At 72.0% G+C, this 13993-nt stretch carries 16 protein-coding genes; 9 read left to right on the top strand and 7 right to left on the bottom strand.

Translation table 11 applies throughout. From position 1 onward, the window contains the following. The first annotated feature begins 33 nt into the window (after positions 1–33). A complete protein-coding gene (locus ACZ3IJ_RS14065; RefSeq protein ID WP_391800077.1) occupies positions 34–693 on the top strand; it encodes a response regulator in 660 nt (219 codons plus the stop codon). Between the two features lie 264 nt (positions 694–957). After that, the gene (locus ACZ3IJ_RS14060) at positions 958–1500 is read left to right on the top strand and encodes a GNAT family N-acetyltransferase (RefSeq protein WP_467467976.1); all 543 of its coding nucleotides are present in this window, start codon (positions 958–960) and stop codon (positions 1498–1500) included. Here ACZ3IJ_RS14060 and ACZ3IJ_RS14055 read toward each other — a convergent pair. Beyond that, entirely contained in the window at positions 1497–1946 is a 450-nt protein-coding gene (locus tag ACZ3IJ_RS14055) for a MarR family winged helix-turn-helix transcriptional regulator (protein WP_467467974.1), read from the bottom strand. The two genes, ACZ3IJ_RS14060 and ACZ3IJ_RS14055, sit on opposite strands and share 4 nt — an antisense overlap. A gap of 107 nt (positions 1947–2053) precedes the next feature. On the opposite strand from ACZ3IJ_RS14055, the gene ACZ3IJ_RS14050 reads away from it, so the two are divergent. The 4 genes from ACZ3IJ_RS14050 to ACZ3IJ_RS14035 all read left to right on the top strand — a co-directional run bounded on the left by ACZ3IJ_RS14050 (position 2054) and on the right by ACZ3IJ_RS14035 (position 6146). Beyond that, positions 2054–3130 (top strand): ABC-2 transporter permease, encoded by a 1077-nt coding sequence (locus ACZ3IJ_RS14050; RefSeq protein WP_467467973.1) that lies wholly within the window; start codon positions 2054–2056, stop codon positions 3128–3130. A 144-nt stretch (positions 3131–3274) separates the two neighbouring features. Beyond that, on the top strand, positions 3275–4723 hold the full coding sequence (locus ACZ3IJ_RS14045) for a DUF2252 domain-containing protein (protein WP_467467971.1): 1449 nt from the start codon (positions 3275–3277) through the stop codon (positions 4721–4723). A gap of 115 nt (positions 4724–4838) precedes the next feature. Beyond that, positions 4839–5738: a hypothetical protein gene (locus ACZ3IJ_RS14040; RefSeq protein WP_467467970.1), complete on the top strand. Its 900-nt coding sequence runs from the start codon at positions 4839–4841 to the stop codon at positions 5736–5738. 63 nt (positions 5739–5801) lie between these two features. Further along, complete coding sequence (locus ACZ3IJ_RS14035) at positions 5802–6146, top strand: rhodanese-like domain-containing protein (RefSeq protein ID WP_391800083.1); 345 nt, start codon at positions 5802–5804, stop codon at positions 6144–6146. Between the two features lie 68 nt (positions 6147–6214). On the opposite strand, the gene ACZ3IJ_RS14030 is transcribed toward ACZ3IJ_RS14035, so the two are convergent. From ACZ3IJ_RS14030 to paaA, 6 genes are all read right to left on the bottom strand, one after another. After that, positions 6215–7348, bottom strand: a complete 1134-nt coding sequence (locus tag ACZ3IJ_RS14030) for an acyl-CoA dehydrogenase family protein (RefSeq protein ID WP_467468404.1) — start codon at positions 7346–7348, stop codon at positions 6215–6217. Positions 7349–7430: 82 nt separating this feature from the next. Beyond that, a complete protein-coding gene (locus ACZ3IJ_RS14025) occupies positions 7431–8519 on the bottom strand; it encodes a 2Fe-2S iron-sulfur cluster-binding protein (protein WP_467467968.1) in 1089 nt (362 codons plus the stop codon). Beyond that, positions 8520–9023 (bottom strand): 1,2-phenylacetyl-CoA epoxidase subunit PaaD, encoded by a 504-nt coding sequence (paaD, locus tag ACZ3IJ_RS14020; RefSeq protein WP_385852106.1) that lies wholly within the window; start codon positions 9021–9023, stop codon positions 8520–8522. It lies immediately after the preceding gene. Next, positions 9017–9772 (bottom strand): 1,2-phenylacetyl-CoA epoxidase subunit PaaC, encoded by a 756-nt coding sequence (gene paaC, locus ACZ3IJ_RS14015; protein ID WP_467467967.1) that lies wholly within the window; start codon positions 9770–9772, stop codon positions 9017–9019. The genes paaD and paaC overlap by 7 nt, the downstream gene beginning before the upstream one ends. Next, entirely contained in the window at positions 9769–10056 is a 288-nt protein-coding gene (paaB, locus tag ACZ3IJ_RS14010; RefSeq protein ID WP_331918405.1) for a 1,2-phenylacetyl-CoA epoxidase subunit PaaB, read from the bottom strand. The genes paaC and paaB overlap by 4 nt, the downstream gene beginning before the upstream one ends. Further along, positions 10053–11135 (bottom strand): 1,2-phenylacetyl-CoA epoxidase subunit PaaA, encoded by a 1083-nt coding sequence (paaA, locus tag ACZ3IJ_RS14005; RefSeq protein ID WP_467467964.1) that lies wholly within the window; start codon positions 11133–11135, stop codon positions 10053–10055. Before paaA ends, paaB begins: the two co-directional genes overlap by 4 nt. A gap of 113 nt (positions 11136–11248) precedes the next feature. Between paaA and ACZ3IJ_RS14000 the strand changes: the two genes are divergently transcribed. The 3 genes from ACZ3IJ_RS14000 (at position 11249) to ACZ3IJ_RS13990 (ending at position 13973) form a co-directional block, all read left to right on the top strand. Continuing rightward, positions 11249–11977 (top strand): DUF5819 family protein, encoded by a 729-nt coding sequence (locus tag ACZ3IJ_RS14000; RefSeq protein WP_467467962.1) that lies wholly within the window; start codon positions 11249–11251, stop codon positions 11975–11977. A gap of 62 nt (positions 11978–12039) precedes the next feature. Continuing rightward, positions 12040–13314, top strand: a complete 1275-nt coding sequence (locus ACZ3IJ_RS13995; RefSeq protein WP_467468402.1) for an HTTM domain-containing protein — start codon at positions 12040–12042, stop codon at positions 13312–13314. Next, positions 13311–13973: a TrmH family RNA methyltransferase gene (locus tag ACZ3IJ_RS13990; RefSeq protein ID WP_467467959.1), complete on the top strand. Its 663-nt coding sequence runs from the start codon at positions 13311–13313 to the stop codon at positions 13971–13973. The genes ACZ3IJ_RS13995 and ACZ3IJ_RS13990 overlap by 4 nt, the downstream gene beginning before the upstream one ends. Positions 13974–13993: the final 20 nt, after the last annotated feature.

Here is a 13993-nt window from a genome sequence, read left to right as displayed (position 1 = left end):
CCCGCCCGAACCGGTAGCCGTTGGGGAGTAGCTGTGGCAGGGCAGCGCATCAGGGTCGTGATCGCCGATGACGAGCCGCTGATCAGAGCCGGGATCCGGATGATCCTCACCTCGGACGAGGAGATCGAGGTGGTCGCGGAGGCGGCCGACGGCCGACAGGCGGTCGAGGAGGCGCGGGCGCACGCGGCCGACGTGGTGCTGCTCGACATCCAGATGCCGGTGCTCGACGGCCTCTCCGCCCTGCCGGAGCTGCGCCGGGCGGCGCCTTCGACGCGGGTGATCGTGCTGACGACGTTCGGCGAGCGGGAGAACGTGCTGCGGGCCCTGGAGCACGGGGGCGCCGGGTTCCTGCTCAAGGACACCGCGCCGGCCGAGCTGATCCGCGCGGTACGAGCCGCGGCGGCCGGAGACGCGTACCTCTCGCCGGCTGCCACCCGTCATGTGGTCGAGCAGCTGGCGTCGGGGCGGGAGGTCGCCCGTGCCGAGCAGGCCAGGGGGCGCGTGGCGGCCCTGAGCGAGAAGGAGCGCGAGGTCCTCGCGCTGCTCGGCGAGGGGCTGTCCAACGCGGACGCGGGGCGCCGGCTGCACATGAGCGAGGCCACGGTGAAGACGTACGTCAGCCGGATTTTGGCGAAGCTGGGCTGCGAGAACCGCGTACAGGCGGCCCTGCTGGCGCGCGACGCGGGGCTTTAGGACCTCGGGGAGGCGAGGGGGAGGGGCCGACGGCACAGGGTGTCGAGGGCCCCGGGGATCTGGCGGTGGCTCGAACTCCGGCCCCTGGGGCGAACTCTGGCCCCTGGGTCGAACTCCGGCCTCGGGGTCGAACTCCGGCCCCTGGGGCGAACTCTGGCCCCTGGGGCGAACTCCGGCCTCGGGCTCGAACTCCGGCCCCTCGGTCGGTCGTTGCCCGCTCGTATCGGCTTGCCGCAGGTCCGCCCGGTCGGATAGGAAGCTCGCATGCTGAGGGGTAGCAAGGTCGGGCTCAGGGCCCGGCACGACGAGGACATCCCGATCCTGCGGACCGAGCTCTACGAGGACGTGGCCGGCACCTCGCGGGCCCAGTCCGCGCCGTGGCGTCCGGTCACGCCCGGTTCGAAGGACCCGCGGCTCGTCGTGGACGACACGGACCAGGGACACGTCTCGTTCTCGGTGGTGGAGCTGGAGGGCGGCACCCTCGTCGGCATGGCGAACCTGTGGGGCATCGACACCCATCACCGGTCCGCGCACATCGGGCTCGGACTGCTGCCTTCCGCCCGAGGCAAGGGCTACGGCACCGACGTGGTCTCCGTGCTGTGCCACTACGGATTCGTCGTGCGCGGCATGCACCGGTTGCAGATCGAGACGCTCGCGGACAACACCGCGATGCTTCACTCCGCCGAGCGCAACGGGTTCGTCCGCGAGGGTGTCCTGCGCTCCTCGGCCTGGGTGATGGGCGAGTTCCTCGACGAGGTGCTGCTCGGGCTCCTCGCCGCCGACTGGAAGCCCACCTCGGAGGCCTAGCCCGGGGTCCGGGCCGATGCCGGGCCCGCGTTGTAGCGGAGCAGGTACGCCGCGAACTGCGCGAGGTCCTCGGCGGACCAGTCCTTGAGGCGCTCCTGGTAGGCGGCGCGACGGCTTGCCTGGGTGGCGGCGAGGACGCGGGTGCCTGCCTCGGTGGGGTGCAGGACGTGGACCCGGTGGTCCTCCGGGTCGGGTCGGCGCTCGACCAGGCCCAGCTTCTCCAGGCCCGCGATCTGCCTGCTGACCGTCGACTTGTCCAGCAGGTAGTGGGCGGCGAGATCGGTGGCGCGACAGCCCTGCTGGTCGTCGATATGGGCGAGCAGGGTGTAGGAGACGAGCGGCAGATCCGGGTGGAGCCGGGCCGCCGCGGCGCGGGCACGGCGGGAGAACGCCGTCAGCTCCCGCTGGATGATGTCGACGGATGTGTCGCGCGGGCCGTCGGTCATGTCGCGCTCCCTGGGTCACCGGTTCACCTGACCGGTTTGGTTCCCACCGGTTCAGTTGTATAGTACAACGGTTATTTAGTTGTAAAAGCCAACCATGGAGGTGTGCGGTGTCCGCAGGACCCCACCCCGCGGGACCGGCGTCGACGAGCGCGCTCCGGCACGTGCTCGGACACCTGCTGACCCCGCTGCTCATGTGCGTCGGCATGGGCCTCGCCTACCTCGGGGCGTTCCACGCCCCCCAACCCCACGACCTGCGTGTCGACGTCGTCGGCTCGGGCCCCACCACCCAGGTACTCGCCCAGACCCTCCACGACAAGGGGGCCGGGGCACTCGACATCCGTACCGTCCCCGACCGGGAGACGGCCGTCTCGGCACTCCGCGACCAGTCCTCCTTCGGCGCCTACCTCCCCGGCGCCCACCCCGAACTGCTCGTCGCCTCCGCCTCCTCCGACACCAGCGCCATCGCCGTCGAGAAGGTCTTCACCGAAGTCGCCGCCGCACAGGACGCCCCCCTCAAGGTCACCGACGTCGAACCCGTATCGCAGGGCGACCCCACCGGCCAGGGTGTCTTCTTCCTCCTGGTCGCGCTCAGCATCGGCTCGTACGCCTCCGTCGCCGTCATCGGCGGCGCGGGAGCCGTCCTGCCCCTGCGCGTCCGCGCCCTGCTCGCCGCCGGAACGTCCCTCGTCGTGAGCCTCATCGGCCTCGTCCTCGCCGGACCGATGTTCCACCTCGTCGACCAGGGACTCGGCGGAGTCTGGGCCATGTCCTGGCTGTACTCGGCCGGCATCCTGCTGATCGGCGTCGGACTCCACACCTTTCTGCGGCGCTGGACCACCCTCGGCGTGATGGTCCTGTTCGTCATGCTCAACTTCACCAGCTCCGGCGGGATCTACCGCCCCGAGCTGCAACCCGGCTTCTTCGGCGCGCTCCACGCCTTCTGGAACGGCGCCGGATTCGTCGAGGGCGTGCGCAGCCACGTCTACTTCGACGGCCACGCACTCGGCGGACACCTGCTCGTCCTCGCCCTCTGGCTCCTCGCCGGAGCGGCCGTGACGGCCAGCGCGGGCCTGGCCGAAGCACGCCGCCGTCAGCCGGCGCCGTCCACGGCGGTGGGAGGACCCGGAGCGGCGGAGCCGGAGGCCGCGACAGAGGACGAGATGGAGGAGGCCGTCGGAGTCTGAGGGGCCCATGGCCTGGTGGACAGCGACCGGAGGCAGTTGTCCACAGGTCGTTGTCCACAGGGGAAGACGGGCCACCGAACCCGGCGGTACCGTCTTGCCCAGTTGATGTTGCACAGCACAGAACGAAGGCGGGGGAGGCGTCCCATGGGCGAGATCCAGACAGCGGTACCGGGACAACGAGGCACGGAGAGCGGACGCGTACCGCACGTGCCCGGGTTCGCCCGGCGGGCGGCGGCGGGGGCCACCAACTCCCCCAAGGAACAGGGCAAGGCCCTGCGCGCCCGCGTCCCACGCGCCACTCACAGCACCCTCGTCCTCGCCGACGACCGGCCCGACGCCGTCCGTGCCGTCGAGGAGTCCAGCCGCGACCGCGTGCCCGCCCTCGCGCCCATCCGCGTCGGCCGCATGGCCGCGAGCCCTTTCGCCTTCCTGCGGGGCTCCGCCGGGCTCATGGCCCACGACCTCGCCGGCTCGCCCGTCACCGGCGTCGCCGCCCAGATATGCGGCGACGCCCACGCGGCGAACTTCGGCCTCTACGGAGACGCCCGAGGCCGGCTTGTCATCGACCTGAACGACTTCGACGAGACCGTCGTCGGCCCCTGGGAATGGGACCTCAAGCGACTGGCCACCTCCCTCGTCCTCGCCGGACGAGAGGTCGGCGCCAGCGAGGACACCTGCCGGGCCGCCGCCTTCGACACCGTCGGCGCCTACCGCCGGACCATGCGGCTCCTCGCCAAGCTCCCCGCACTCGACGCCTGGAACGCGATAGCCGACGAGGAGCTCGTCTCCCACACCGACGCCCGCGACCTGCTCGGCACCCTCGAAAGAGTCTCGGAGAAGGCCCGGAACAACACCAGCGCCCGGTTCGCCGCCAAGTCCACCGAGTCCGTCACCGACTCCGACGGCGGCGGCCGCAGGTTCGTCGACGCACCGCCGGTGCTGCGCCGCGTGCCGGACGCGGAAGCGGCCGCCGTCGCCGCCGCGCTCGGCCCGTACCTGGACACCGTCTCCCACGACCGGCTCCCGCTCCTCGCGCGGTACGCCGTGCACGACGTCGCCTTCCGTGTCGTCGGCACCGGCAGCGTCGGCACCCGCTCGTACGTCGTGCTGCTCCTCGACCACCGGGGCGAGGCGCTCGTCCTCCAGGTGAAGGAGGCGCGCCCCTCGGCGCTCCTCCCCCACCTGCCGGCGGCCGGCTTCACCGCCCCGGACGCGGGGCACGAGGGACAGCGCGTGGTCCTCGGGCAGAAGCGGATGCAGGTCGTGAGCGACATCCTGCTCGGGTGGACAACGGTCCAGGGGCGCCCTTTCCAGGTGCGCCAGTTCCGCAACCGCAAGGGCAGCGTCGACCCGGCCGCGCTCACCCCCGACCAGGTCGACGACTACGGCCGCATGACCGGCGCCCTGCTGGCGCGAGCCCACGCCCACAGCGCGGACCCGCGCCTGATAGCGGGCTACTGCGGCAAGAACGAGGAGTTCGACGAGGCCGTCGCGGCCTTCGCCGTCGCCTACGCCGACCGCACCACGGAGGATCACACCGACCTGGTGACGGCGGTACGCGACGGCCGGATAGCGGCCGAACTCGGCATCTGAGGCCACAGGCGCGCCCGCACCTGTAGCCGGACGAAGCCGACCACGGGGGGACGGGGGCACGGGGGCGGGGGAGGGAGGGGGGGGAGGGGCCCCCGGGGGATCGTAGGCTGGGGTGGTGACGGACCGGAGCGAGGACGTGGGCGTGGACCAGGACCAGGACGTGGATCCGGGCGCGGGCTCGGATCCGGGCGACGACCCGGCGGGCGCCGCGCAGGGCGCGGGCGCGGACTCGGGCGGTGCCGAGCGGCCCGAGGCGCGGCTGGAGAAGGCCGTGCGGGTGGCCGAGCAGGCCTTGATCGAGTTCGAGATCGCCGTGGAGACGTTCCGCGTCGAGGTCGACAACTTCTCCCGGCTGCACCACCAGAAGCTGGGCCCCATGTACACGCGGCTCGACGAGCTGGACGCGCAGATCGCCGAGGCGAGGGCCGCTCGGAGCGGGGATCCGGAGGATCTGCGGCGGGCGCAGGAGGCGCGGGCCGTCGTGATGCCGATGCCGGCCGTCGACGAGCTCTTCCACGACTGGATGGACTCCGACGGGCTCTCCCCCGAGGCCGCCGCCATGCTGACCGGGCAGCCGGTGCAGCCGCCCAAGCGGGTCCGGCCCGGTGAGGAGGCCCGGAAGCTCTACCGCGAGCTGGCCCGGCAGGCCCACCCGGATCTGGCGCGCGAGGAGGCCGAGCGCAAGCGGCGCGAGGAGTTCATCACCCGGGTGAACGCGGCCTACGCCCGTGGTGACGTGGCGCTGCTGCGTGAGCTGTCCAAGGAGTGGGCGGCCGGTCCCGTCCCCGAGCCGGAGCGGCTCAGCGAGAGCGAGGAGCTGTACGCGCGCCTCGACTGGCTGACGCAGCGCAAGGAGCTGCTGACGCTGGTGGCGCGGGAGCTGGAGGAGAGCGCGATCGGCGCGATGCTGCGGATGGCGCCCGACGATCCCGACCGTCTCCTCGACGAGATCGCCGAGCAGCTCCTGGCGCAGGTCGCCGAGCGTGAGGCGGAGCTCGCCTCGCTCGTGGGGTAGGTGCAGTAGGTTTCACAGTGCTCGACTTCCGTCGAGTCGTTCGTACGAGAGAAGGCCTGACCCATGAATTTCGCCCCGCTCCCCTCGGTGGACGTGGCTTCCGTGCCGGCCGATGCCCTGGTGGTGGACGTCCGTGAGGACGACGAGTGGGTGGCCGGTCACGCCGAGGGTGCGCTGCATGTGCCGATGAGCGACTTCGTGGCGCGTTTCGGTGAGGTGACCGAGGCGGTTGCCGACGGGCGTCGCGCGTATGTGATGTGCCGGGTCGGTGGCCGGTCGGCGCAGGTCACGCAGTATCTGGTGCAGCAGGGGATCGACGCGGTGAACGTCGACGGCGGCATGATCGCCTGGGATGCGGCCGGGCGGCCGGTGGTGACGGCGGCGGGCGCCCCGGGCTTCGTGGCCTAGGGTGTGGGCGTCCGGGCGGGTTCGCCCGGACGGATCGGACGCCCGGGCGCGGGTTCGCCGGGGCGGGATCAGCCGAGGGGATGGGCGGCGAGGAGGTCGCCCAGGGCCTCCTCGTGGGCCGCGGCCGGGCCGAGGGCGAGTTCGAGCTGCTTGGCCCAGGCGTGGTACCGGTGCAGGGGGTAGTCGGTGTCGGCGCCGAAGCCGCCGTGGAGGTGCTGGGCGGTCTGCACCACGCGGCGTACGCCTTCCGAGGCCCAGATCTTGGCGACGGCGATGTCCGCGGCGGGCGGCAGTGGTCCGCCGGCTTCGCTGCTGATGCGCCAGGCGGCCTGCCAGAGGGTGACCTCCATGGCCCGTAGGTCGATGTAGCGGTCTGCCGCTTGGACGGCGACGGCCTGGAAGGTCGCCACGGGGTGGCCGAACTGTTCGCGTTTGCCCGTGTACTGGCTGGTCATGGTGAGGACGTTCTCGCCGAGTCCGAGGGCGAGGGCGCAGGTGCCGGTGGCGAGGACGCCGTGGAGCCATTCCCAGGCGCCGTCGGTGTCGATGACGTCGGCGGTGTCGAGGTGTACGGAGTCCAGGCGGAGTTCGGCGAGGAGCTCGCCGCTGGTGGAGTACTGCTCGGCGAGGGTGAGGCCGGGGTGGGTGCGGGGGAGCAGCGCGAGGACGGTCTGTCCTTCGGTGGTGTGGGCGGGGACGGCGATCCGGTCGGCGCCGTGGGCCCAGGGGACGGCGCTCTGGAGGCCGTCGAGGATCCAGCCTGTGCCGTCGCGGTGGGCGGTGACGGCGAGTTCGGCGGGGTCGTGGCCCGTGCGGCCGTTGGAGGCGGCGGTGAGGACGAGTTCGCCGCGTGTGACGCGGGGGAGGAGTTCGGCCGCGGTGCGCGGGTCGGCGTAGCGCTGGATGGTCATGGCGACCGCGCTGGTCTCCAGGAGGGGGACGCGGGCGAGGACGCGGGCGGATTCGCGCAGGACGAGGCAGAGGGCGATGGTGTCGAGGCCTGCGCCGCCGTGTTCGGGGTCGAGGACGAGGCCGAGGAGGTCGGCGGTGGCGAGGCGGGACCAGAGCGGTCGGTCGAAGTCGTCGGCGACGGCTCCGGGGGTGAGCGCGGGGCTCGGTACGGCGTCGGGTGTGACGCCGGAGAAGACCGCTTTGGCCGCCTCGACGGCCGCCTGCTGTTCTTCGGTGAAGGTGAAGTCCACGGCCATGCCCTCCCGTTGCCTGTCTGACGGATCGTCAAGATAGAACAGGTTCTAGGGGAAGGGAATGGGTGCGCGGGGACGGTCAGCGGTCGAAGTCCAGCTCCACTTCGGCGGTGGCGGGGTGGGACTGGCAGGCCAGGACGTATCCGGCCTCGGTCTCCTCCGGCTCCAGCGCGAAGTTGCGGTCCATGCGGACCTCGCCTTCGACGAGGAAGGCGCGGCATGTGCCGCAGACTCCGCCCTTGCAGGCGTAGGGGGCGTCGGCACGGGCGCGCAGGACCGTTTCGAGCAGCGTCTCGCCCTTCTCCACCGGCCAGTTGCCGGAGCGGCCGTGCAGGGTCGCCGTGAGGGTGGCGTGGGCCGGGGCGGAAGCGGTGGGTGCCGAGGCGGGCGCCGAGCCGTCGTCGACGTGGAAGATCTCCTGGTGGATCCGGGAGCGGGCGACGCCGAGGCCGCGCAGGGCGCCTTCGGCGGCCTGGACGAGGCCGAACGGGCCGCACAGGAACCAGCCGTCGATGTCGTCGACGGGCAGGAGCGCGGGGAGCAGGCCGGTCAGCCGCTCCTGGTCGAGCCGCCCGGACGGGAGTCCGGCCTGCTGCTCCTCGCGGGAGAGCACGGTGATGAGCTGGAAGCGGTCCGGGAAGCGGTCCTTGAGGTCGGCGACCTCGTCCAGGAACATCGTGGAGGACGCGGTGCGGTCGCTCCGTACGAGGCAGAAGCGGGCGTCCGGCTCCTGGGTGAGCAGGGTGGCGGCCATCGAGAGGACCGGGGTGATGCCGCTGCCGCCGACGACGGCGGCGAAGCGTCCGGGGCGGGGCGTGAGGGTGAAGCGGCCCATGGGTTCCATGACGTCGACGGTGTCGCCGACGGCCAGTTCCTTCAGGGCGTAGGTGGAGAACTCGCCGCCGTCGACCAGTCGGATGCCGACGCGCAGGACGGGGTCCTGGCCGGTGGGGGCCGCGGGCGCGCAGATCGAGTACGTACGGCGGATCTGCTCGCCGTCGCGTGCGGTGCGGCGCAGGGCGAGGTGCTGGCCGGGGGTGTGGCGGTAGGCGTCGCGGAGCTCGGGCGGGACGGCGAAGGTGACGGCCACCGAGTCGTCCGTGAGCTGCTCGACCTCGCTCACCCGGAGCGGATGGAACTCAGCCCGTCCGGAGCGTGAGGACTGCATCTACAACTCCTTGAAGTGGTCGAACGGTTCGCGGCAGGCCGTGCAGCGGCGCAGTGCCTTGCAGGCCGTGGAGGAGAACCGGCTGAGCAGCTCGGTCTCGGTGGAGCCGCAGTGCGGGCAGCGGATGGCCAGGGTGAGGGGGACGGGTCCGCCGGCCGGGCCCTGCGGGCGGGGCGGGGCGATGCCGAACTCGGCGAGCTTGCGTCGGCCTTCGTCGCTGATGTCGTCCGTCGACCAGGCGGGGGCGAGGACGGTGACGACGGAGACGTCGGGGACGCCGTGTTGGTGCAGGGCGTGCTCGATGTCGGAGGACATCGCCTCGATCGCGGGGCAGCCGGTGTAGGTCGGGGTGAGTTCGACTTCGACGCGGCCGGGGCCGAGGACCTGGACACCGCGCAGCACGCCGAGCTCTTCGAGGGTGAGGACGGGCAGTTCGGGGTCGGGGACGGCGCCGGCGATCCGGGCCAGTTCCCGCTCCAGGTCCGTCATGGTCGTGGTCACCATGTCGCCCCCGGGTGGCTGCGGTGCAGGTGCTGCATCTCGGCGAGCATGCGGCCGAAGGACTCGGTGTGGAGGCCCTGTCGGCCGGCTCCGGCGCGCCAGGCGCCGGTGTCGGGTCCGCCGGGGACGGTGAGGGTGGCCCGTTCGAGGACGGCTGTGATCGAGTCGAGCCAGGTGCCGCGGAGCGCTTCGAGGTCCACGGCGAGGCCTTCGAGGGGCTGGAACAGTTCGCCGGTGTAGCGCCAGAGGGCGTCACACGCGCGCTGCATGCGGGCGTGGCTCTCGGCGGTGCCGTCGCCGAGACGGAGGGTCCAGTGCTCGGCGTGGTCCTGGTGGTAGGCGACTTCCTTGACGGCCTTCGCCGCGAGGCCGCTCAGGGGGCCGTCGCCGGTGGCCAGCTGTCCGTACAGGAGCCGCTGGTAGGTGGAGAAGTAGAGCTGGCGGGCGATGGTGTGGGCGAAGTCGCCGTTGGGCTGTTCGACGAGCTGGCTGTTGCGGAAGGCCCGCTCTTCGCGGAGGTAGGCCAGTTCGTCCTCGTCGCCGACGAGGGAGAGCAGGATGCGCGCCTGGCCGAGGAGGTCGAGCGCGATGTTGGCGAGGGCGACCTCCTCCTCCAGGACGGGGGCGTCGCCCGCCCACTCCCCCAGGCGGTGGGAGAGCACGAGGGCGTCGTCGCCGAGGGCGAGGGCTGCTTCGGTGATCGCGGCGGTGTCGGTGGTGCCGGCGGTCGCGCTCGCGGGTGCTTCGCTCACAGGTGCTTCACTCCCTCGGGGATCTCGTAGAAGGTCGGGTGACGGTAGGGCTTGTCCGCCGACGGCTCGAAGAACGGGTCCTTCTCGTCGGGCGAGGAGGCGGTGATCGCGGCGGAGGGGACCACCCAGATCGAGACGCCTTCGTTGCGGCGGGTGTAGAGGTCCCGGGCGTTGCGCAGGGCCATCTCGGCGTCGGGCGCGTGCAGGCTGCCGGCGTGCGTGTGGGACAGCCCGCGGCGTGAGCGCACGAACACCTCCCACAGCGGCCATCCGTCGGTGCTCATGCCCGTGCCTCCCCGTTCGTGTCCGTGTGCGTGTGCGTGTGCGTGTTCGTGTGCGTGTGCTGGGCTGCCGTGTGCTTGTCGGCGTAGGCCGCGGCTGCCTCTCTGACCCAGGCGCCTTCTTCGTGGGCGCGGCGGCGCCGGTCGAGGCGCTGTTCGTTGCAGGGGCCGTTGCCCTTGAGGACGTCCCAGAACTCGGCCCAGTCGATGGGGCCGAAGTCGTAGTGCCCGCGCTCCTCGTTCCAGCGCAGGTCCGGGTCGGGGAGGGTGAGGCCGAGGGCCTCGGCCTGCGGGACGGCGATGTCGACGAAGCGCTGGCGCAGCTCGTCGTTGGAGTGCCGCTTGATCTTCCATGCCATGGACTGGGCGGAGTGCGCCGATTCGTCGTCCGGGGGGCCGAACATCATCAGCGAGGGCCACCACCAGCGGTTCACCGCGTCCTGCGCCATGGCGTGCTGGGCCTCGGTGCCCTGGGAGAGGGCGAGGAGCGCTTCGTACCCCTGGCGCTGGTGGAAGGACTCCTCCTTGCAGATACGGACCATCGCGCGGGCGTACGGGCCGTAGGAGCAGCGGCAGAGCGGGACCTGGTTGGTGATCGCGGCGCCGTCCACGAGCCAGCCGATGGCGCCGACGTCGGCCCACGTCAGCGTGGGGTAGTTGAAGATCGAGGAGTACTTCTGGCGGCCGGCGTGGAGCTTGTCGAGGAGCTCGTCGCGGCCGGTGCCGAGGGTCTCCGCCGCGCTGTACAGGTACAGGCCGTGGCCGGCCTCGTCCTGGACCTTGGCCATCAGGATCGCCTTGCGGCGCAGCGAGGGCGCGCGGGTGATCCAGTTGGCCTCGGGCTGCATTCCGATGATCTCGGAGTGGGCGTGCTGCGCTATCTGGCGGACGAGGGAGGCCCGGTAGGCGTCGGGCATCCAGTCGCGCGGCTCGATGCGCTCGTCGGCGGCGACGGCGGCGTCGAACACCGCCTCGTAGGCGGCGAGCGCCGCTTCCGCCGCCGTGTCCTGCTCGCCGTACGCGGCCGCCCGCGCGCCCTGCGCGCTCGCGGTCACTGCGGTCGCTGCCGTCCCTGCGGTCATCGCACTCCCTACCGACCGATCGTTCGGTTGAATGACTTCAATGGTCGGTCGGCGGCCCGTATGGTGTCAACCCTGTGGATAACCGAGGGTGGACCGATCGGGATCGGGGCGGGATGGAAGCGCACGACGACGCGGACACGCGCGAGGAGCATCCGGTGCCGGAACCGGGTCCACGGGAAGGCGCCGGGATCGCCGCCCTCTCCCTTCCGTTCCAGGTCGTCGCGGCCGTCTCGCTCGCCGTCGTCGGCGTCCTCGCCTGCGTCCACCTCGCGATGGTGTTCCTGCACGTCGCGCCGTCGAACACGCTGACCAAACAGCACGGCGCCGCCGTCGACGACTGGGTGTACCCCGAGTTCGAGCAGAACTGGAAGCTCTTCGCCCCCAACCCGCTGCAGCAGAACGTCGCCGTCCAGGTCCGCGCCCGCGTCGCGGACGGCGACGGCACCCCGCGCACGACCGGCTGGATCGATCTGACCGCCCAGGACGCCGAGGCGATACGCGGCAGCCTCGTGCCCAGCCACACCCAGCAGAACGAGCTCCGCCGGGCCTGGGACTTCTACCTGAACTCGCACACCGAGGACCATCTCCCCAACGGCCTGCGGGGCCGGCTCTCCGAGAACTACGTCCGCCGGATCGTCATGCTCCGTCTCGACGAGCGGCGGCTCGGCGGCGTCGTGGAGCAGATACAGCTCCGCTCCACCACACGCGGCGTTCCCGCACCGTCGTGGAGCACCGAGAAGATCAGCACGGAACCCGTCCACCGGGAGCTCCCGTGGTGGAAGGTGACCGCCGCCGATCTGCCCGGCGGGGCGCGTGACGACCGTACGGAGGCGGCCAGGTGAACCGATCATTCACGCACCCGGACGCCGGAGGGCACGAGAGCGCCGGAGGCGCCGCGCACGCGGTGAAGGCCGGAGGCGCCGCGAACGCCGCGCACGCCGAAGGCCCGGCCCCCCAGGCCCCCGCCGCCGCGCGGGAGCCGTTCGACCGGCGGCTCGCGCGGGGTGTCCAGCGGGTGACGGCCTCGGCGCTCGGCCCGTACCAGACCGCGATCGTCCGGATCGGCTTCTCCCTCACCTGGCTGCTCTTCCTGCTGCGCGAGCTGCCCCACCGGCACGAGCTCTACGGCCCCGACGGCCCCTGGGCGTGGGAGATGGGCCGGCAGCTGATCGCCCAGAACGACGCCTTCACGGTCCTGATGTGGTCCGACAGCGCCCTCTGGTTCGAGATCGTCTACGGCCTCGCCGTGGCCTCCGCGCTCCTGCTGCTCCTCGGATGGCGTACCCGCGCCATGTCGGTGGTCTTCATGGCCGGCGTGCTGTCCCTGCAGAATCGCTCCGTCTTCATGGGGGACGGCGGGGACAACGTCCTCCACCTCGCCGCGATCTACCTCGTCCTCACCCGCTGCGGCCAGGTCTGGTCCCTCGACGCCCGCCGGGCGGCCCGCGAGGCGCGTGAGGCGGACCAGGGGCGGGAGGCGCACCGCGACGTCGTCGGACCGCTGCTGTGGACGGTGCTGGGCGGCCTCCTGCTCGTCGCCACGTACTTCGCCGACGTCACCGGCTCGCTGTGGCTCCTGGTGATGCTGTGGGTGCTGTGGCTGGCGCAGGCGCTGTGGTGGTGGGTGTGCCGGAACGCCCCGGGTGAGCCCCGCACGCTCCTCGACGTCCTCGCCAACCTCGCCCACAACGCGACCCTCGTCGTGATCATGGCCGAGGTCTGTCTGATCTACGCGACGGCCGGCTGGTACAAGATCCAGGGCTCGCGCTGGCAGGACGGCACCGCGCTCTACTACCCGCTCCAGCTGGACTACTTCACGCCCTGGCCCGCCCTGTCCGATCTGCTCGGCTCCAGCGGTGTGCTGGTGCTGGTACTGACCTACGGCACCGTGCTGATCCAGGTCGCGTTCCCCTTCGCCCTGTTCAACCGCAAGGTCAAGAACGTCCTGCTGGTCGCGATGATGCTGGAGCACGCAGGCATCGCCGTGCTCCTCGGACTGCCCCTGTTCTCGCTCGCGATGATCTCCGCGGACGCGGTGTTCCTGCCGACGGCGTTCCTGGTGTGGCTGGGCGCGCGGGTGGTGCGCGGCCGGGACCGTCTGCTGTCCCGCCGGGGAGGAGAGCTGCCCGCGCAGCGCTGTTCGGGTGAGGAACCCGCCCCCCGTACCCTCGTGGGGTGAGCACCGCCGAACAGTCCGAGCCGATCCAGTACGACGACGGGTACGCCCCCGAGGTCGGTGTGGGACCGCATCCGCGGCCCTGGCCGGACGGCGAGCGCTACGACCCGGAGCTGCTGGCGGACGGCGACCGGCGCAACGTCGTCGACCGGTACCGGTACTGGACGCGGGAGGCGATCGTCGCCGACCTGGACACCCGGCGCCACGACTTCCACGTCGCGGTCGAGAACTGGGGCCACGACTTCAACATCGGCTCGGTGGTGCGGACCGCCAACGCCTTCCTGGCGAAGGAGATCCACATCGTCGGCCGGCGGCGCTGGAACCGTCGCGGGGCGATGGTCACCGACCGCTACCAGCATGTGCGCCACCACCCGGACACCGAGTCGCTGACCGCGTGGGCGGCGGCCGAGGGTCTGGCGATCATCGGCATCGACAATCTGCCGGGCGCGGTGCCGCTGGAGCGGACGGTGCTGCCGCGCCGCTGTGTGCTGCTCTTCGGCCAGGAAGGGCCGGGCCTCACCGAGGAGGCCCGCGAGCACGCGGAGATGGTCTGCTCGATCGCCCAATTCGGTTCGACCCGGTCGATCAACGCGGGCGCCGCGGCGGCGATCGCGATGCACGCGTGGGTGCAGCGGTACGCCGAGATCACTCCCGGCACCTGACCGGCGGCGGCCCGCGGAGA

The organism is Streptomyces sp. NPDC013317 (genome assembly GCF_055563155.1).
This window is presented reverse-complemented; position numbering and strand designations above follow the sequence as displayed.